This window comes from Parahoeflea alexandrii (assembly GCF_024105735.1).
GTDB lineage: Bacteria > Pseudomonadota > Alphaproteobacteria > Rhizobiales > Rhizobiaceae > Hoeflea > Hoeflea alexandrii.
Map to the genome: position 1 here is coordinate 1,326,572 of NZ_JAAAML010000001.1, position 18,189 is coordinate 1,344,760.

17 protein-coding genes are annotated in these 18,189 nt (G+C 62.1%); 14 read left to right on the forward strand and 3 right to left on the reverse strand.

The genetic code is table 11. The features are described 5' to 3' along the window. Positions 1-25 precede the first annotated feature (25 nt). The gene (locus GTW23_RS06085) at positions 26-280 is read right to left on the reverse strand and encodes a hypothetical protein (protein WP_152008256.1); all 255 of its coding nucleotides are present in this window, start codon (positions 278-280) and stop codon (positions 26-28) included. A gap of 351 nt (positions 281-631) precedes the next feature. On the opposite strand from GTW23_RS06085, the gene GTW23_RS06090 reads away from it, so the two are divergent. From GTW23_RS06090 to GTW23_RS06100, 3 genes are all read left to right on the forward strand, one after another. Then, positions 632-2,548 carry a methyl-accepting chemotaxis protein gene (locus GTW23_RS06090; RefSeq protein WP_252915072.1) on the forward strand — a complete coding sequence of 639 codons (1,917 nt, stop codon included), beginning with the start codon at positions 632-634 and terminating at the stop codon, positions 2,546-2,548. Positions 2,549-2,617: 69 nt separating this feature from the next. Further along, positions 2,618-3,205, forward strand: coding sequence for a hypothetical protein (locus tag GTW23_RS06095; protein ID WP_152008258.1), 588 nt, complete (start codon positions 2,618-2,620; stop codon positions 3,203-3,205). A gap of 304 nt (positions 3,206-3,509) precedes the next feature. Then, positions 3,510-4,334, forward strand: coding sequence for a metallophosphoesterase (locus GTW23_RS06100; protein ID WP_252915074.1), 825 nt, complete (start codon positions 3,510-3,512; stop codon positions 4,332-4,334). A 36-nt stretch (positions 4,335-4,370) separates the two neighbouring features. Here GTW23_RS06100 and GTW23_RS06105 read toward each other — a convergent pair whose 3' ends face one another. Then, a complete protein-coding gene (locus GTW23_RS06105; RefSeq protein WP_252915076.1) occupies positions 4,371-4,775 on the reverse strand; it encodes a rhodanese-like domain-containing protein in 405 nt (134 codons plus the stop codon). Positions 4,776-4,912: 137 nt separating this feature from the next. Here GTW23_RS06105 and GTW23_RS06110 point away from each other — a divergent pair, with 137 nt between their 5' ends. Both GTW23_RS06110 and GTW23_RS06115 read left to right on the forward strand, forming a co-directional pair. Beyond that, positions 4,913-6,184, forward strand: a complete 1,272-nt coding sequence (locus GTW23_RS06110; protein ID WP_252915078.1) for an NAD(P)/FAD-dependent oxidoreductase — start codon at positions 4,913-4,915, stop codon at positions 6,182-6,184. A gap of 112 nt (positions 6,185-6,296) precedes the next feature. Next, positions 6,297-7,949: an FAD-binding dehydrogenase gene (locus GTW23_RS06115; protein ID WP_252915080.1), complete on the forward strand. Its 1,653-nt coding sequence runs from the start codon at positions 6,297-6,299 to the stop codon at positions 7,947-7,949. A gap of 35 nt (positions 7,950-7,984) precedes the next feature. Here the strand turns inward: GTW23_RS06115 and GTW23_RS06120 are convergent, their stop codons facing one another. Beyond that, positions 7,985-8,932, reverse strand: coding sequence for a LysR substrate-binding domain-containing protein (locus GTW23_RS06120; protein WP_252915081.1), 948 nt, complete (start codon positions 8,930-8,932; stop codon positions 7,985-7,987). A 98-nt stretch (positions 8,933-9,030) separates the two neighbouring features. On the opposite strand from GTW23_RS06120, the gene GTW23_RS06125 reads away from it, so the two are divergent. From GTW23_RS06125 to rpe, 9 genes are read left to right on the forward strand one after another with little or no spacing between them, the layout of a single operon-like run. Continuing rightward, positions 9,031-10,080: a class 1 fructose-bisphosphatase gene (locus GTW23_RS06125; protein WP_252915082.1), complete on the forward strand. Its 1,050-nt coding sequence runs from the start codon at positions 9,031-9,033 to the stop codon at positions 10,078-10,080. Between the two features lie 6 nt (positions 10,081-10,086). Further along, positions 10,087-10,956: a phosphoribulokinase gene (locus tag GTW23_RS06130; RefSeq protein ID WP_252915083.1), complete on the forward strand. Its 870-nt coding sequence runs from the start codon at positions 10,087-10,089 to the stop codon at positions 10,954-10,956. 10 nt (positions 10,957-10,966) lie between these two features. Continuing rightward, positions 10,967-12,982: a transketolase gene (gene tkt, locus GTW23_RS06135; RefSeq protein ID WP_252915084.1), complete on the forward strand. Its 2,016-nt coding sequence runs from the start codon at positions 10,967-10,969 to the stop codon at positions 12,980-12,982. Then, on the forward strand, positions 12,979-13,461 hold the full coding sequence (pgk, locus tag GTW23_RS06140; RefSeq protein WP_252915085.1) for a phosphoglycerate kinase: 483 nt from the start codon (positions 12,979-12,981) through the stop codon (positions 13,459-13,461). The genes tkt and pgk overlap by 4 nt, the downstream gene beginning before the upstream one ends. A 12-nt stretch (positions 13,462-13,473) precedes the next feature. Further along, positions 13,474-14,553, forward strand: coding sequence for a class II fructose-bisphosphate aldolase (gene fba / locus GTW23_RS06145; protein ID WP_252915086.1), 1,080 nt, complete (start codon positions 13,474-13,476; stop codon positions 14,551-14,553). Between the two features lie 51 nt (positions 14,554-14,604). Next, complete coding sequence (locus GTW23_RS06150; RefSeq protein ID WP_252915087.1) at positions 14,605-16,068, forward strand: form I ribulose bisphosphate carboxylase large subunit; 1,464 nt, start codon at positions 14,605-14,607, stop codon at positions 16,066-16,068. A gap of 23 nt (positions 16,069-16,091) precedes the next feature. Further along, on the forward strand, positions 16,092-16,484 hold the full coding sequence (locus GTW23_RS06155) for a ribulose bisphosphate carboxylase small subunit (protein ID WP_252915088.1): 393 nt from the start codon (positions 16,092-16,094) through the stop codon (positions 16,482-16,484). Positions 16,485-16,543: 59 nt separating this feature from the next. Beyond that, the gene (gene cbbX / locus GTW23_RS06160; RefSeq protein WP_252915089.1) at positions 16,544-17,491 is read left to right on the forward strand and encodes a CbbX protein; all 948 of its coding nucleotides are present in this window, start codon (positions 16,544-16,546) and stop codon (positions 17,489-17,491) included. Next, positions 17,488-18,162 (forward strand): ribulose-phosphate 3-epimerase, encoded by a 675-nt coding sequence (gene rpe / locus GTW23_RS06165; RefSeq protein WP_252915090.1) that lies wholly within the window; start codon positions 17,488-17,490, stop codon positions 18,160-18,162. Before cbbX ends, rpe begins: the two co-directional genes overlap by 4 nt. Positions 18,163-18,189: the final 27 nt, after the last annotated feature.

Here is an 18,189-nt window from a genome sequence, read left to right on the forward strand (position 1 = left end):
CATGGATCAACGGGGCCTGGCGCGCTCAGTCGTCATCCTCGTCACTGTCGGGTCCGCCATCCAGGCGGTGCTTGATCGCCAGCGCATAAATAACATTGAGTACATTGCGGTCCTGGACCTGGGGGTCGCTCAGGGCAAGAAGGGCGGCACGGACAAGACGCTTGCTCGTTGCCTTGGGACACTGCTCAAAAACATAGTCATGCAGTTCGACATCGCTGAGTCCCTGGTAGGCCCCCTCGATCAATGCGTCGTAGATTTTGCGGATCTTCTTTTTCGGCATCGGCTTCTCTTGCGGTTTAGACGTTCAAGCATCCTCTCCTGAGCTGTACCGACAGCCTTTGTCACAAACAACCGCGCTTCATTTCGCCGAGCAGGGCTCGCCTGCTGTGATGTTGTCATCAAATTCTCAAGCAAGGTACAGACCAAAGGGCGCAGGTCCTGCAAAAGAGACAAATTGACCGAAAACGACACATTTTAGCAAGTTATGACCCCCTAACAATTAAGGGTAATTAAACCACTCTCGAACAGATTAGAGATCTTGAATGCTAGGCCATTCGGCGGACATGACGTCTGTCGGCCCGCAATGATTGCACAACCGGCAACTGGCTACTGTAATTGTTGAGGGGGTTTCATGGGGTTCAATCCGACAAAGGGCCTGGCTGAAAAAGCCAAGGGGGCAGCGCGAAGCATCACGCAGAAAATTGCAATCACCGTGATTCTGATCAATCTGCTTGGCCTTGTCGTCATCAGCTTTGCGATCTCGCAGATGTCTGGTGCGAGCCAGATGGCGACTGCAGAACGCAACTGGCTCAAGGACACCGCCCAGATCGGTGCCCAGGCCGCCGGCGGGGTGAAGTGGGGCAAGACCGAAGCGATCCGCTCGGCCTATGAAATTTTCCAGGATGATCCGAAGCTTGCGCTGATCGGGTTCGCCGCCTTCAACCAGGCCGGAGACCAGGTCGACGTCTGGTCGCGCTCCGAAACGCCTGATTCGGCCCTTGCGCAGGCGCTGAATGTCAATCCGGGTGAAATGAAGGAAGCGAGTATCGAGGAGGCGTCCTCCTGGGTCGTGGTTTCTGCACCGTTGCCAGCGGGCAAGGACGGCGTGTCGCTGGGGCAGGTCAAGACTGTCTGGTCGACAGCCGATATTGCAATGTCGTCGCGCGATTTTGCGCTCAAGGCGATGGCTTCCCAGATCGCCGTGCTGATCATTGCTGTTGCGATCCTGCTGTTTGCCATGCGCAAGTTTGTCGGCAGGCCGTTGGCCGATGTCAATCGACGCATAGGCGAGCTGCAAGCCGGTGACATTACAACGCCTGTTCCGCACGCTGAAAAAGGCGACGAGATCGGTGTCGTGGCGCGCGCCCTGACGGAATTCTGCGACGCCGCGCGGATGAAGCTCGAAGCCGATGCCGAGATGGTCCGGCAACGCGAGCAGCTTGATGCGGAGCGGCAGGCAAACATGAGTGAGACCGAGCGGTCGTCACAGGCCCAGCGCAAGGTGGTCGAAGAGCTCGGCACCGCACTGGAGAAGCTGGCTTCGGGAGACCTTACGGCCCGGGTTCCAGACCTTGGTGGCGAGTTCGCCGCGCTGCAGGACAATTTCAACAAGGCGTTGTCGGCGCTGGAGGCAACTGTCGGCACCATCGACAGCGCCCAGCACGCCGTCAAGCAGGCTTCCGACAGCCTGGGCGGCTCGACAGACGAACTGGCGCGCCGGACCGAACAGCAGGCCGCTGCGCTCGAACAGACCGCTGCGGCGCTCGACGAGATCACCGCAACCGTCAAGGCCTCGTCCGAACAGGCGACCGAAGCCGGCGATCTTGTCGGCTCGACCCGCGATGCAGCGACATCGTCTTCGCAGATCGTCCGTTCGGCGATCACGGCGATGGGCGGGATCGAGGAGTCCTCCTCGAAAATCGCGCAGATCCTCAAGGTGATCGATGACATTGCCTTCCAGACCAACCTGCTGGCGCTCAATGCCGGTGTCGAGGCGGCGCGAGCCGGAGAGGCAGGCAAGGGATTTGCCGTTGTCGCGCAGGAGGTGCGTGACCTGGCTGGGCGTTCGGCCAATGCGGCCAAGGAGATCAAGGACCTGATCGAGGAGAGCGGCGCCCAGGTGAGCAATGGTGTCGACCTGGTCAACAAGACCGGAAAATCCATGGAGCAGATCGAGGAGCAGATCACTGCGGTCGCCCAGAAGATCGATGCCATTTCCCGGGCTTCGCGCGAACAGGCGACCGGGCTGTCCCAGGTCAATATGGCCATCAACGAGATGGATACCATGACCCAGAAGAACGCGGCCATGGTCCAGGACAGCAACGCATCGTCCCAGAATCTTGCGGGTGAATGCGAACGCCTGGCCGATGTTGTGAGGTCTTTCAAGTTGACCGGAACGGCGGCCCAGGCACGAACCGCCGGGACGCCAAGACCCGCTCCGGCGGCTGCGGCCAAAGCGGCTGCAGCACGACCGTCCGCCCAGCCCCAGTACCAGACCCAGGGCAATGCCGCGCTCGCTCAGAGCACGGAGACATGGGAAGAGTTTTAAGCCCGCGTACCCAAGCCAACAGCGATCAGAGGTGATCGCAAACCACTTCAAAACGAGGAGAAGACCCCAATGAAAACCAAGCTTTTTGCATCTGCCATGCTTGCGGCCGCCACGATCGCGTTTGCACCGGTGACCGTACAGGCCGAAGACGCACATGTGGCACCGGTCAAGGAATTTATCAGCCAGAACGTCGAAGCCTGGCTGACCGACCCGGTCGTGGTTGGCGCGATCAAGGAGCAGAACGCCAAGACCAGTGGCCTGGATGAGGCGGCAATCGACAAGCTGGACAAGGAGTGGCGCGCACAGGCGACGGCTTCGGACAAGCCTTTCGTCAACGAGGTGCTTGCACGCGAACTGTCGAAGTTCCTGATGGAAAAGAAGGATGGCAGCCAGGGCATGATCACCGAAATGTTCGTGATGGATGCCAAGGGCCTCAATGTCGGCCAGAGCGATGTCACTTCCGACTACTGGCAGGGTGACGAAGCCAAGTGGCAGAAGACCTACGGCGCCGGCCCCGGCGTGGTCTTTGTCGATGGCGTCGAGGAAGACGAATCCACCCAGGCGCTGCAGTCGCAGGCCAGCGTGACCATTTCGGATCCGGAAACCGGTGAGCCGATCGGTGCGATCACCGTCGGGATCAACCTCGACATGCTCTAAGGAGCTGTCCGGGCCGGTGTGCCATCCCCGCGGGGCTGGCACGATGGCCGGGAGTGACTGAATACCAGTCCGACGCCGCGCTTTTCCGTCTTTTACGGGACAGGCGCGGCGTTTTGCGTTTGAACGAAGTCAAGGCCGTGGTGGTTTGACCGCAGCGCCAGGGCAGCTTTGAAAGCCAAATACCGGGATCAGTATGGAGAGGACTTGCGCAGCGTTTTGCCTCGTGGTCGATGGTGCCAAGGCGTCCGTCATAGCGCCGCAACACATTGCCGGTAGTCCTTGCGCCGCCGCAAAGGAGACTTTCATGAAGCTGGTGCATATTTCCGATATCCATATCAACGCCGGGCCCATCCTTGGTCATGATTCAATTGCGAATTTCAAGAAATGCCTGGCCTATGTCGAGGCGCATGACCATGATGCCGACCGGGTGGTGATCACAGGCGATCTGACCCATTACGGGCTTGAGGAGAGCTACCGTGAGCTCCAGGTCATCCTCGAAGCCAGTTCACTCAAGGGCAAGCTCGCGCCCCGGCTGATGATCGGCAATCATGACAATCGCGAGATGTTTGCCTCGATGTTTGCGGAAACCAGCCGGGACGCGGCGGGCTTTGTCCAGTGGACGGAGGAAACGCCGGCCGGATTGTTTGTCTACATGGACACGGTTGATCAGGGAAAGCACAGCGGGCGATATTGCCAGCAGCGGATGGATTGGCTCAGGGCCGTGCTCGACGGAGCAAGGGCCAAAGGCCAGCGGGCTTACCTGTTCATGCACCACAATCCGGTGCGGGTGCACGTGGCCAATGCCGATATCATCGGGATCATCGACGAGCGGGCGCTCCAGGCGCTGCTCTCGGAGTACAAAGACACCGTCGCCCATCTGTTTTTCGGTCACTGCCACTATACTCTCAGCGGCGCAGTCTGCGGCATTCCCTATTCGGCTCCGCGCTCGACCAATCACACCTGCTGGCCTGAGTTTTCAGGCGAGATCAACCGGATGGGGTACGGTGACCTGGCGCCGAACTACAATGTCTGTTTCCTCAACGAGAACAGCACGGTGGTGCATTCGATCGACTTTCTCGAGGCTGACAGGGTCAAGTGGCGGATCGATACCGATTTTAACCAGCACTGATATCTGCTGACGGGGCAGTCGCCGCGGTTTGTGACGTCACGGCTTGTGCTCGGGTGGAAATTCGATGGGGCCCCCCTGGGCTTCCCAGGTCGAGAAACCTTCCTTGATGTGGGCGGCGTCGAAGCCCATGTCATTGAGCGTTGCCGTTGTCAGCGCCGAGCGCCAGCCCGAGGCGCAATGGAAGACGAATTTCTTGTCCTGTCCGAATACCTCCTTGTAGTAGGGGCTTTGCGGATCCACCCAGAACTCGACCATGCCGCGCGGGCAGTGGAAGCTGCCGGGAATGAAGCCCGAGCGCTGGCGTTCGCGAACATCGCGCAGATCGACGATGACGACCTCGGGGTCACTGACCATGGCGATGGCGTCCTCGGTTTCGATCTCCTCGATGCGGGCGCGGGCGGCCGCGACAAGGTCGGCTACCGGGGTTATGGTCTTGGCCATGAGGATACCTGTTCAAACGTGAAATGGGTTCGTGCGCATGATTGACGCAACCGGGCGCTTGGTTCAACAGTCCTGAAGTCGGGGAGGCAGATTATGTCGCCGCCAACAGACGCAAGTAGAATGAAGGAAGCCAGGTGATGACAGGTTCGTCGGCAGTGTCCTTGTGGGACGAGACCTCGGAGGAGGGCTTTCAGGCGTTGCCGATGACGGCTGATATCAAGACCGAAGTGGCGATCGTTGGCGGAGGCTATACCGGTCTTTCTACGGCGCTGCATGCGGCGGAAAAGGGCCTTGACGCCTGCGTGCTGGAAGCCCGGCAGATCGGTTTTGGCGGGTCCGGACGCAATGTCGGGCTGGTCAATGCCGGGCTGTGGCTGCCGCCGCAGGACGTGCGGGCGAAGCTTGGCGGCGAGCGCGGCGCGCGCCTGGTGGATATCCTGGGCGAGGGGCCTGACTGCGTGATGTCGCTGGTCGAACGGCACCAGATCCGCTGTGAACTGACCCGGTCCGGCACCATTCATGCGGCCCATTCCCAAAGCGGTTTCAAGGATCTGGCGCGGCGCGCCGAGGAATGGACCCGGCTCGGCGCGCCGGTGCGGCTTCTGTCGCGGCAGGAGGCCGAGGAGAAAATCGGGTCGAGCGCGTTTCATGGCGGCCTACTGGACGCCCGTGCCGGAACGATCAACCCGATGGGCTATGTGCGTGGCCTGGCCCGTGCCGCCCACGCCGCCGGCGCGCGCATTCACACGGGCGCAGCGGTGACAAAACTGGTCAAGCAGCCGGATGGCTGGCTGCTCGAAACCGGGGCGGGCGTGGTCCGGGCGAAGTCGGTGGTGCTGGCGACCAACGCCTATTCCGATGATCTCTGGCCGGGACTGAAACAGAGCTTCGTCCCGATCCACTATTTCCAGGTGGCGACCGTTCCACTGGGCGCCCGGGTTCAGGGCATTCTACCCGAGCGGCAGGGGATCTGGGACACCGGGCAGATCATGTTCTCGCTCCGGCGCGATGCGGCGGACAGGCTGATCATCGGCTCGATGGGCGCTGTAATCGGCGGCGAGAAAGGGCTTTCGGAGCGCTGGGCGGCGCGCAAGCTCAAGCGGCTTTTTCCCGGTCTGGGACCGGTGGAATTCGAGAAAAGCTGGCACGGGCAGATCGCCATGACGGGTGACCACCTGCCGCGCATTCACCGGCTGGACGAGGGGCTCTACACGCCGATCGGCTACAATGGTCGGGGGATTGCGCCGGGAACGGTGTTCGGCAAGGCCATGGCCGAGCTGATTGCCGGCGGCAGCGAGGCGGACCTGCCGATGCCGGTGACCGGGGTGAAGCCCGAGACGATGAGGGGCCTGAAAGCCGGCTTCTACCGGGCCGCGTTCTCGGCGAACCAGCTTATCAAGAGCTTCTAGCGATTGCTGCGGTGGTTGCCGCTTGGATCAGATGGTTTACTGATATGAGCAGCCTTGCCTGAGCCAAAGAGATCGGGACAGGGTGCACGGACATGGATCGGGACGAGGGCAAATGGACAGTTGTGATGTGATCTTGGTTGGCGGCGGGCTTGCCGGGCTTGTGGCGGCGGCAGAGCTCGCTGATCGGGGCAAACGGGTCATCCTTCTCGATCAGGAGCCTGAGAACTTTCTCGGCGGGCAGGCCTTCTGGTCGCTCGGCGGCCTGTTCCTGGTCGATACGCCCGAGCAGCGGCGGATGGGCATCAAGGACAGCCGTGAGCTGGCGCTTGGCGACTGGATGGGGTCTGCACAGTTTGACCGCAAGGAAGACTACTGGCCGCGCAAATGGGCCGAGGCCTATGTCAACTTTGCTGCCGGCGAGATGCGGCCGTGGCTCTACGATATGGGCATGCGCTGGTTCCCGGTCGTGGGATGGGCCGAGCGGGGCGGTTCGTTTGCAAACGGCCATGGCAATTCGGTGCCGCGGTTTCACATCACCTGGGGCGTCGGGCCGGGTACGGTAGAGCCGTTCGAAAAGCGAGTGCGGGCCCATGTGAAGACCGGCCTGATCGAGCTCAGGTTCCGGCATCGCTGCTCGGCCATCATCACCGAGAACAATGCGGTCAAGGGCGTCTCGGGGGAAGTGCTTGTCGATGATATCAAGGAGCGCGGCCAGTCGACCAGCCGCGAGATCAGCGGCGACTTCGAAATCCGCGCGCCGAGCGTGCTGGTCACATCGGGCGGCATCGGCGGAAACTTCGATCTGGTGCGCAAGGTCTGGCCGCGTGACCGGCTGGGCGAGCCGCCGCGCGAGATGATTGCCGGGGTGCCGGCCCATGTCGACGGGCGCATGATCGCGATCACCGAAGCCGCCGGCGGCCGGGTGATCAATGCCGACCGGATGTGGCACTACACCGAAGGCGTGAAGAACTGGAACCCGATCTGGCCCAACCATGGAATCCGCATCCTGCCGGGTCCGTCGTCGATGTGGCTCGATGCCGAAGGCAACCGGCTGAAGCCGCCCTGCATGCCCGGATTTGACACCCTGTCGACACTGAGGGAGATCCTGTCGACGGGTCATGACCATTCCTGGTTCATCATGACGCAGAAGATCCTCAAGAAGGAGGTGGCGCTTTCGGGGTCGGAGCAGAACCCGGATTTTGCGTCGAAAAGCTGGCTCAAGGTGATCCGGCAGCGGATCCTCAACAAGCAGGCCATACCGGCGGTCGAAGCCTTCAAGCGGCATGGCGAGGATTTCATCGTTGCCAACACGTTGGAGGAGCTGGTCGAGGGGATGAACCGGAAAGGCGGCGGCCTCGTCGATCTGGAGAAGATCCGGGCGCAGATCGTGGCGCGGGACAGTCAGGTGGCCAACCCGTTCACCAAGGACGCGCAACTGATGGCAGTGCATGCGGCGCGCAACTATCGCGGCGACAGGCTGATGCGAACGGCAAAGCCGCATCGTTTCCTCGATCCTGAAAACGGGCCGCTGATTGCGATCAAGCTGCACATCATCACCCGCAAGACGCTCGGCGGTTTCGAGACCGACCTCAACGGCCAGGTGCTCAATGCGCGTGGAGAGCGGATCGAGGGATTGTTTGCCGCCGGCGAGGTCAGCGGTTTCGGCGGTGGCGGCTATCACGGCTACAACGCGCTCGAAGGCAGTTTCCTCGGCGGCTGCATCTTCTCGGGCCGGCAGGCGGGGCGAAGTGAGGCGATTGCCTGAGTGTATGCCGAACTCAGGCTTGGGCTGCGGGACGCTCAGGTCTGTACGGGCAGCATTGCCTGGTAGGGCTTGCTCATCACCGGCAGCAGGCTGGGGCCGCGGACTCTGAGGAAATCGTCCAGCGCCTGCAGCGCCGGAGTGGCGGACCGGTTGGCGTGCCGGATCGCGAACCATTGTCGGCGGATCGGGGTTTCCACCACATCGAGGATGGCGATGCGGCCGGCCTGGCATTCCTGTTCGATGGTGTGGCCGGAGATGAAGGCAATGCCCAGACCGGCAATCACCGCCTGCTTGATGGTCTCGTTTGAATCCATTTCCGTGGGCACCGTGCGCATGCCCTCGATCGTGTCGGCCATGAAGAATTCGAATGACGAGCGTGTGCCGGAGCCTCTCTCCCTGACGATGAACTTCTGCTCCGCCAGTTCCTCCCTGCTGATGTCGAGTTTGCCGACCAGCGGGTGATCCGGACTGGCGATGAAGACCAGCGGATGGTCGCCGAACAGCGTCGCGTTGACCCTGAACGATGTCGGCGGGCGCCCCATCAGGGCGATATCGATATCGTGATCGTGCAGCTTCTGAATGATTTCGGAGCGGTTGGCCGCGACCAGCGTCATCGCTATGCCGGGATGGAGAGCCGTGAAGGCCGCGATGACGCGCGGCGCGAAATACTTGCCGGTCGAGACCACGCCCAGCCGGATCGTGCCTGCAGCAACGCCCTTGTGAGCCTGGACGGTTTCGCCGAGCGAGGTCACCTCGTTGACAATGCGGCGCGCGGTTTGAATGGCGATCTCGCCGATCTCGGTCGGTTGTGCACCGGACTTGGAGCGCAGGAACAACTGGCAGCCAAGCTCCTGTTCCAGCTGCTGCAATTGCAGCGTCACGGCCGGCGAGGTCAGCCCGAGCGACTTCGCCGCGGCGGAAATCTTGCCGTGCTTCTGGATGGCGAGCAGCGTGTGCATCTGGCGGATGGAGATATTGAGCATCAATGAAGTGTAAGAAAAACTTATATAAACTGTCAATAAGTTAAAATTTACAAATATGTGGAAGTGCCTATTCATTGTGGCTCGGGAGGAGAACCGCAATGTCAGGGCAATCTTTACTCGCATTCTTGCGTTCAGGATCGTTCACCCAGAAGCCGCACAGTGAAGCCGTTTCGGCAACCATTGGGGCTCTGGCCAAGGCCGCGCTTGAGGTCCGCAAGCTGACGACGCAGGGCGCGCTCAATGCAGGCTTTGCGGCCTCGCGCGGCAGCGAAAACACCGATGGCGACATCCAGAAGGATCTTGATGTCGTTGCCGACGGCATCTTTCTCCAGGCCATCCGGGAGGTGCCGGTGGCGCTCTACGGCTCGGAGGAAAACACCGGCGCGATCCTGATCGATCCGGCCAAGCCGCTGGCGCTGGCGATCGATCCGCTCGACGGCTCTTCCAACATCGAGACCAACGTCTCGATCGGCACGATCTTTTCCATCCTACCGGTCACCGGTGATCCGAAATCCGATCCGGAGCGGTCCTTTCTGCAGCCCGGGACGACGCAACTGGCCGCCGGTTTCTTCATCTACGGACCACAACTGGCGCTGGTCCTGAGCGTCGGCACCGGCACCCGGATCTTCATTCATTCGAGCAAATTCGGCGATTTCATCGAGGCTTACGATTCGGTGGCGATCCCGAACAATGCGTCGGAATTCGCAATCAACGTCTCGAATTACCGGCATTGGGAAGAACCGATCCGGCTCTATGTCGACGATTGTTTCGCCGGCAGCGAGGGGCCGCGGGAGAAAGACTTCAACATGCGCTGGATCGCGTCGCTGGTGGCCGATTGTTACCGGATTCTCATCCGCGGCGGCGTGTTTCTCTATCCGGCCGACAAGCGCAAGGGCTACGGCTCGGGCCGCATCCGGCTGGTCTACGAGGCCAACCCGATCGCCTTTCTGGTCGAGCAGGCCGACGGTGCAGCGACCGATTCCGTCAACCGCATCCTCGATATCCAGCCCACCAGCCTGCACCAGCGCATTCCGCTGGTCTTCGGTTCGAAATCTAAGGTCGAGCGCATCGCCCGCTATCACGTCGATCCGGAGATGATCAGCGAGCGCTCGCCCTTGTTCGGTAACCGCGGTCTTTTCAGGGTTTGATCCATCATGTCAGCTAAATTTCCCATCATTTCCATCACCGGGTCTTCAGGCGCGGGCACCACGACGGTCGAGCAGACCTTCAAGAAGATCTTCGCCCGCGAGAAGGTCACCGCGTCCTTTATCGAGGGCGATGCTTTCCACCGTTTCGACCGCCAGGCGATGAAGGAGAAGATCGCCGAGGAAAAGGCACAAGGCCGTGACTTCACCCATTTCAACGCCGAAGCCAACGAGCTGAAAATCCTCGAAAGCGTGTTCGAGGAGTATGGAAGGCGCGGCAAGGGCCGGACCCGGCACTACATCCACGACGACGAGGAGGCCGAGCGCTATGGCACGGCGCCGGGCACCTTCACTGAGTGGGAGGAATTCGGCGACAGCGACGTGCTGTTCTACGAGGGCCTGCATGGCTGCGTCGTCACCGACGAGGTCAACCTGGCGCAGCATTGCGATCTGAAGATCGGCGTGGTGCCGGTGATCAATCTCGAATGGATCCAGAAGATCCATCGCGACAAGGCGGCGCGCGGCTATTCCACTGAGGCTGTCACTGACACGATCCTCAGGCGGATGCCGGACTACGTTCACTATATCTGCCCGCAGTTTTCGCTGACCGATATCAACTTTCAGCGGGTGCCGATCGTCGACACGTCAAATCCCTTCATCGCGCGCTGGATCCCCACGCCGGCTGAATCGATCCTGGTGATCCGCTTCGCCAATCCGCGCGGCATCGATTTCCCTTACCTGCTGTCGATGATCCAGAACAGCTACATGTCGCGCGCCAATTCCATCGTCGTGCCGGGCGACAAGCTCGATCTCGCCATGCAGCTCATCTTCACGCCGCTGATCCACAAGCTGGTCGAGCGCAAGCGCCGCATGTCCTGAGGAGGCAGAAATGAACATTTCCCAAGCCATCGCAGCTTCCGGCACCACCAGCGAACGCGACATGGCGAACGCCATCCGTTTCCTGGCCATGGACGCAGTCCAGACGGCCAATTCGGGCCATCCCGGCATGCCGATGGGCATGGCCGATGTCGCCACGGTGCTGTTCAACCGCTTCATCAGCATCGACCCGTCGATGCCGGACTGGGCCGACCGCGACCGGTTCGTTCTGTCGGCCGGGCACGGTTCGATGCTGATCTACGCCATCCATCATCTTGTCGGCTATTCCGACATGACGATGGACCAGCTGCGGAACTTCCGGCAATGGGGATCGAAAACCCCCGGTCATCCGGAATACGGCCACACGCTCGGCGTGGAGACCACCACCGGTCCGCTGGGGCAGGGGATTACGACAGCCGTCGGCATGGCGCTCGGCGAGGAAATGATGGCTGCCCGGTTCGGCCGCAAGCTTGTCGACCATTTCACCTATGTGATCGCCGGCGACGGCTGCCTGCAGGAGGGCATCAGCCATGAGGCGATCGATCTCGCAGGGCACCTGAAGCTGAAAAAGCTGATCGTGCTGTGGGACGACAATGAAATCTCCATCGACGGAGCCACTTCCCTCTCCACGTCGATGAACCAGCCCATGCGGTTCAAGGCCGCGGGCTGGGATGTTCAGAAGGTCGATGGCCATGACCCCGAGGCCGTTGCCGCCGCCATCGAGACGGCGCGCAAGAGCGCCAGGCCCTCCCTGATTGCCTGCCGGACCACGATCGGCAAGGGCGCGCCGACAATGCAAGGGTCGCACAAGACCCATGGCGCGCCGCTGGGCAAGGAGGAAATCGCCGGAGCCCGCGAGGCGCTCGGCTGGCCGCATGAGCCGTTTGCCGTTCCTGCCGGCATCAAATCCGCCTGGGAATCGGTGGCGAACCGTGGTCTTGCCGCCCGCAAGCAATGGCAGGAGCGGCATGCAGCGGCGCGCAATGCGGCTGCGTTTGACCGCACGCTGTCGGGAGAGCTGCCGGAGAGCGTGTTCCGCAAGCTGGCCGCCTTCCGCAAGGAGCATCTTGAGAAGGCGACCAAGGTCGCCACCCGCCAGGCCTCGCAGATGGCGCTCGAGGTGATCAACGGCGCGACGACGCTGACGATCGGCGGATCGGCGGACCTTACCGGTTCCAACCTGACCCAGACGTCGCAGACCGAGAGCATCCGGCCGAAACGGTTCAAGGGCCGGTACGTTCACTACGGCATTCGCGAACATGCCATGGCGGCGGTAATGAACGGGCTGGCGTTGCATGGCGGGTTCATTCCCTATGGCGGCACCTTCCTGGTGTTCTCCGATTACGCGCGCGGCGGCATGCGGCTGTCGGCACTGATGCAGCAGGGGGTGGTCTATGTGCTGACGCACGATTCCATCGGGCTTGGCGAGGACGGGCCGACGCATCAGCCGGTCGAGCATCTGGCCATGCTTCGGGCGACGCCCAACATCAATGTCTATCGGCCCGCGGATATCATCGAGACGGCGGAATGCTGGGAACTGGCGCTCAGGGACCGGTCGACGCCGAGTGTGCTGGCGCTGTCGCGTCAGGGATTGCCGATGCTGCGCGAGAGCGGGTCGTCCGAAAACCTTTCGGCGCGGGGCGGCTATGTGCTGCACCAGCCGAAAGGCAAGCGCGATGTCACGCTGCTTGCGACCGGATCGGAAGTCGAGATCGCCCGCAAGGCGGCCGAGCAGTTGCTCGACCTCAACGGGATCAGCGCCGCAGTCGTCTCGATGCCGTGCTGGGAAAAGTTTGCAGCGCAGGATCAGGGCTACCGCGACGAGGTGCTTGGAACCGCTCCGCGGATTGCGGTCGAAGCCGCGGCCCGGATGGGCTGGGACCGCTGGATCGGCCCGGAGGGCGCATTCGTCGGCATGGACGGTTTCGGCGCATCCGCGCCCGCCGCGGAACTCTACGAGCATTTCGGCATCACCGCCGAACGGGTTGCCGGACTGGCGCTTGAACTGACAGGCAGGGCCGGGGCATGAGCGGCGTGACCGACCTTCAGGACCGGACGGTGCTGGTCCGCTGCGACCTGAGCCAAGGGCTCAATGCCCATTTCGCCGCCGGCCTGCGCGATCTCGCCGTTCGCGGCGCCAGGGTGGCGGTGATCGCCGGCTATGACAATCCGGGTGGGGATGTGAATCCGACCCTGTCGCTGCGCCATCTGGTTGAACCGCTTGAGCAACTGACTGGACTTCCGGTGCATTTCGTCGGCGACTGTGTCGGTCCGGTGGCCGAATCCGGTCTTGCCGCAACACCCGACGGCGCGATCGCGCTTCTCGAGAACCTGCGGTTTCATCCCGAAGCCCAGCGCCGCAGCCGGACCTTCGCCATCCGCCTGAGCGCGCTCGGCGACTATTTCGCCGTACCGGGCGGCATGCCCGAGAGCGCATCCGTCTGGATCAGGGAGCTTGCGAAACTGCTGCCCGAACCGACGACGCCGATTTTCGCCCCTTCAGCCTGACAGGAGATCCCAATGGCCCGTATCACCCTTCGTCAACTGCTCGATCACGCCGCCGACCAAGGCTACGGCGTGCCGGCTTTCAACATCAACAACATGGAGCAGGGGCTCGCCATCATGGAGGCGGCCAAGGCGTGCAATGCGCCGGTGATCATTCAGGCCTCGCGCGGCGCGCGTTCCTATGCCGGCGACATCATGCTGTCGAAAATGATCGACGCGCTGACCGAGATGTATCCGGATATCCCGATCTGCATGCACCAGGACCACGGCAACAACGAAGCCACCTGCATGAGCGCGATCCGCCACGGCTTCACCTCGGTGATGATGGACGGGTCGCTCGAAGCCGACATGAAGACGCCGGCGTCCTACGATTACAACGTGACGATCACCGAACGGGTGGCGCGGATGGCGCACTGGGTCGGAGCATCGGTGGAAGGCGAGCTGGGTGTTCTGGGATCGCTCGAGACCGGCGAGGCGGAGGCCGAGGACGGCTCGGGCGCCGAGGGAAAGCTCTCGCATGACCAGCTGCTGACCGATCCGGACCAGGCGCTCGATTTCGTGCTTCGCACCAGGGTAGACGCGCTGGCGATCGCCTGCGGCACCTCGCACGGCGCCTACAAGTTCTCGCGCAAGCCCGACGGCGACATCCTGGCGATGGGTGTGATCGAGGCGATCCACCGCAAGATCCCAAACACCCATCTGGTGATGCACGGTTCTTCCTCTGTGCCGCAGGAGCTGCAGGACATCATCAACGAGTTTGGCGGCGAGATGCCGCAGACTTTCGGCGTTCCGGTCGAGGAGATCGTCCGGGGCATCCGGCACGGCGTGCGCAAGGTCAATATCGACACCGATTGCCGCATGGCGATGACCGGGCAGTTCCGCAAGATCGCCACTTCCAAGGCCAGCGAGTTCGATCCGCGCAAGTTCCTGAAGCCCGCCATGGACGCAATGCGGGATCTCTGCCGCGACCGGTTCGAGGCGTTTGGTACAGCCGGACAGGCGTCGAAGATCAGGGTGATCGCGATGGACGACATGGCGGCACGCTATGCCAGCGGCGCGCTCGATCCGCAAGCCACCACAGCCAAGGCTGCCTGAGAAACCGATTCAAGCTCCTGACGGAGAGATTCAAGAAGAGAGGTCAACGCCATGAATACGGACGCAAAAACCGAGATCAAGGGCAAGGAACGCTACAAGGCGGGCGTGCTCAAATATGCGCAGATGGGCTACTGGGATGGCCATTACGAGCCCAAGGACACCGATCTGATCGCGCTGTTCCGGATCACGCCGCAGGAAGGCGTCGATCCGATCGAGGCGGCCGCCGCGGTCGCCGGCGAAAGTTCTACGGCGACCTGGACCGTGGTCTGGACCGACCGCCTGACGGCCTGCGACCAGTACCGCGCCAAGGCCTACCGGGTGGATCCGGTTCCCGGCACGCCGGGCCAGTACTTCTGCTATGTCGCCTATGACCTGATTCTGTTCGAGGAAGGCTCGATCGCCAATCTGACGGCGTCGATCATCGGCAACGTGTTCTCGTTCAAGCCGCTCAAGGCGGCACGGCTCGAGGACATGCGGTTCCCGGTCGCCTACTGCAAGACCTTCAAGGGCCCGCCCACAGGCATCGTGGTCGAGCGCGAGCGACTCGACAAGTTCGGCAAGCCGCTGCTCGGCGCCACCACCAAGCCGAAACTCGGCCTGTCGGGCAAGAACTACGGCCGCGTGGTCTATGAGGGGCTCAAGGGCGGTCTCGACTTCATGAAGGACGACGAGAACATCAACTCGCAGCCGTTCATGCACTGGCGCGACCGGTTCCTCTACTGCATGGAAGCGGTCAACAAGGCGACCGCCGAGACCGGCGAGATCAAGGGCCATTATCTCAACATCACCGCCGGAACGATGGAAGAGATGTACCGGCGCGCCGAGTTCGCCAAGGAACTGGGCTCGGTCATCGTCATGGTCGACCTGATCGTCGGCTGGACGGCGATCCAGTCGATCTCGGAATGGTGCCGGCAGAACGACATGATCCTGCACATGCACCGCGCCGGCCACGGCACCTACACGCGGCAGAAGAACCACGGCATCTCGTTTAGGGTGATTGCAAAGTGGCTGCGGCTCGCCGGTGTCGATCACCTGCATTGCGGCACTGCGGTGGGCAAGCTCGAGGGCGATCCGCTGACCGTTCAGGGCTACTACAATGTCTGCCGCGAAACCCGCAACGAGGTCGACCTGCAGCGCGGCATCTTCTTCGAGCAGGACTGGGCCGACATCAAGAAGGTCATGCCGGTCGCCTCGGGCGGCATCCATGCCGGGCAGATGCACCAGTTGCTCGACCTGTTCGGCGACGACGTGGTGCTGCAGTTCGGCGGCGGCACCATCGGTCATCCGATGGGCATCCAGGCCGGGGCCACGGCCAACCGGGTTGCGCTCGAGGCGATGGTGCTCGCCCGCAACGAAGGCCGTGATATCGCCAACGAGGGTCCGGATATCCTTCGCGCTGCCGCCAAGTGGTGCAAGCCGCTCGAAGCCGCGCTCGAGACCTGGGGCAACATCACCTTCAACTACACATCGACAGACACGTCGGACTTCGTGCCGACCGCGTCGGTCTCCATGTAAGCCCGATCGAGGAGGACACAGACATGCGTATCACCCAAGGCTGCTTTTCCTTTCTGCCCGACCTCAGCGACGAGCAGATTTCCGCCCAGATCGAGTATTGTCTGGGCCGCGAATGGGCCGTCGGCATCGAGTACACCGACGATCCGCATCCCAGGAACACCTACTGGGAGATGTGGGGGCACCCGATGTTCGATCTCAAGGATCCCAAGGGCGCGATGATGGAACTCGACGAGTGCCGCAAGGCGCATTGCGACAGCTACATAAGGATCAACGCGTTTGATTCCTCGCGCGGGTTCGAGACGGTGATGATGAGCTTCATCGTCAACCGGCCAAAGGATGAGCCGAAACTGCACATGACCCGCACCGATGTGCACTCGCGCAGCCAGACCTATGCCTGGGACGTGGCGCGGCGCTGATCTGAAATCACCCGCCGGCCCGCATCACGGGGCCGGCGGCAATCGTTGAGGAGACCATGATGGCAGATGCAGCCGACCTGATTGCGCCTGATGAAGCAGAGGCCTTGCCGACTGCAATCGACCTGCGCGAGGAATACAACAAATCCGGTGTCGCCGAGGTGCTGGCCGAACTCGACCGCGAGCTGATCGGGCTCAAGCCGGTCAAGCAGCGGATCCGCGAGATCGCCGCGATGCTGATCGTCGAGCGGGCCCGCAAGGCGATGGGGCTCAGCCACGAGACGCCGACGCTGCACATGAATTTCGCCGGCAATCCCGGCACCGGAAAGACCACCGTGGCGCTGAGGATGGCCAATATCCTTCACCGGCTCGGCTATGTCCGCAAGGGCCACCTGGTGTCGGTGACGCGCGATGATCTGGTCGGCCAATATATCGGCCACACCGCGCCGAAGACCAAGGAGATCCTGAAGAGGGCGATGGGCGGGGTGCTGTTCATCGACGAGGCCTATTATCTCTACCGGCCCGACAACGAGCGTGACTACGGCCAGGAAGCGATCGAGATCCTGCTGCAGGTGATGGAGAACAACCGCGAGGACCTGGTGGTGATCCTCGCAGGCTATGCCGACAGGATGGACAAGTTCTTCGAAAGCAATCCCGGGTTCCGGTCGCGCATCGCCCATCACATCGAATTTCCCGACTACAGCGAGGCGGAACTGCTCCAGATCGCCGACGGCATGCTCAAGCAGCAGACCTATCATTTTGACGAGGAAGCCCACGGTCTGATGCAGCGCTATATCCGGCTCAGGCGGCAGCAGCCGCATTTCGCCAATGCCCGCTCGATCCGCAACGCTCTCGACCGGGCGCGGCTGAGGCAGGCCAACCGGCTGTTCTCGACCGCCACCGGGCCGGTGACCGCTGAGGAACTGTCGACCATCACGGCGGAGGACCTGAAGGTCAGCCGGGTGTTCACCATGGGCATCCCGGACGGTCAAGCGGAGGAGGGGGCATGACAAAGACCATCATCGCGCCCTCGGTGCTGTCGGCTGATTTTTCGCGGCTGGGTGACGAGATCGAGGCCGTAGTTGAAGCCGGCGCAGACTGGATCCATCTCGACGTGATGGACGGGCATTATGTGCCCAACATCACCTTCGGTCCTCCGATCATCAAGGCGGTGCGCAACCGCACCGACAGGATCTTCGACTGCCATTTGATGATCGAGCCGTGCGATCTGTTCCTTGCGGCCTTCGCCGATGCCGGTTGCGACATCATCACGGTTCATGCCGAGGCGACAAAACATCTCGACCGGTCGCTGCAGGCGATCCGGGATCTCGGCAAGAAGGCCGGGGTCTCGCTTAACCCGTCGACGCCGGAAAGCGTGCTTGCCTACGTGCTCGACCGGGTCGACCTGATCCTGTTTATGACGGTCAATCCGGGGTTCGGCGGACAGCAGTTCATCCCGGCGGTGGTCGACAAGGTGGCGCGGGTGAAGAGCATGATCGGCGACCGGCCGATCGACATCGAGATCGATGGCGGCGTGACGCCCGAAACCGCGCCGCTGGTGGCTGCTGCCGGCGCCAATGTGCTGGTTGCAGGTTCCGCTGTGTTCAAAGGAGGGACACAAACAGCGTATAAGACCAATATCGAAGCCATTCGCGCGGCATCCGATGGCGCGCTGCGCTAAGACTTGTTACCGGAACTGATCGAGGAG

Coding starts and splice junctions, on each gene's coding strand:
- GTW23_RS06150 (WP_252915087.1), top strand. CDS start 14,605: ATGAATACGGACGCAAAAACCGAGATCAAGGGCAAGGAACGCTACAAG.
- GTW23_RS06095 (WP_152008258.1), top strand. CDS start 2,618: ATGAAAACCAAGCTTTTTGCATCTGCCATGCTTGCGGCCGCCACGATC.
- GTW23_RS06130 (WP_252915083.1), top strand. CDS start 10,087: ATGTCAGCTAAATTTCCCATCATTTCCATCACCGGGTCTTCAGGCGCG.
- GTW23_RS06125 (WP_252915082.1), top strand. CDS start 9,031: ATGTCAGGGCAATCTTTACTCGCATTCTTGCGTTCAGGATCGTTCACC.
- rpe (WP_252915090.1), top strand. CDS start 17,488: ATGACAAAGACCATCATCGCGCCCTCGGTGCTGTCGGCTGATTTTTCG.
- tkt (WP_252915084.1), top strand. CDS start 10,967: ATGAACATTTCCCAAGCCATCGCAGCTTCCGGCACCACCAGCGAACGC.
- GTW23_RS06110 (WP_252915078.1), top strand. CDS start 4,913: ATGACAGGTTCGTCGGCAGTGTCCTTGTGGGACGAGACCTCGGAGGAG.
- GTW23_RS06155 (WP_252915088.1), top strand. CDS start 16,092: ATGCGTATCACCCAAGGCTGCTTTTCCTTTCTGCCCGACCTCAGCGAC.
- GTW23_RS06090 (WP_252915072.1), top strand. CDS start 632: ATGGGGTTCAATCCGACAAAGGGCCTGGCTGAAAAAGCCAAGGGGGCA.
- pgk (WP_252915085.1), top strand. CDS start 12,979: ATGAGCGGCGTGACCGACCTTCAGGACCGGACGGTGCTGGTCCGCTGC.
- GTW23_RS06100 (WP_252915074.1), top strand. CDS start 3,510: ATGAAGCTGGTGCATATTTCCGATATCCATATCAACGCCGGGCCCATC.
- GTW23_RS06120 (WP_252915081.1), bottom strand. CDS start 8,932: ATGCTCAATATCTCCATCCGCCAGATGCACACGCTGCTCGCCATCCAG.
- GTW23_RS06115 (WP_252915080.1), top strand. CDS start 6,297: ATGGACAGTTGTGATGTGATCTTGGTTGGCGGCGGGCTTGCCGGGCTT.
- fba (WP_252915086.1), top strand. CDS start 13,474: ATGGCCCGTATCACCCTTCGTCAACTGCTCGATCACGCCGCCGACCAA.
- GTW23_RS06085 (WP_152008256.1), bottom strand. CDS start 280: ATGCCGAAAAAGAAGATCCGCAAAATCTACGACGCATTGATCGAGGGG.
- cbbX (WP_252915089.1), top strand. CDS start 16,544: ATGGCAGATGCAGCCGACCTGATTGCGCCTGATGAAGCAGAGGCCTTG.
- GTW23_RS06105 (WP_252915076.1), bottom strand. CDS start 4,775: ATGGCCAAGACCATAACCCCGGTAGCCGACCTTGTCGCGGCCGCCCGC.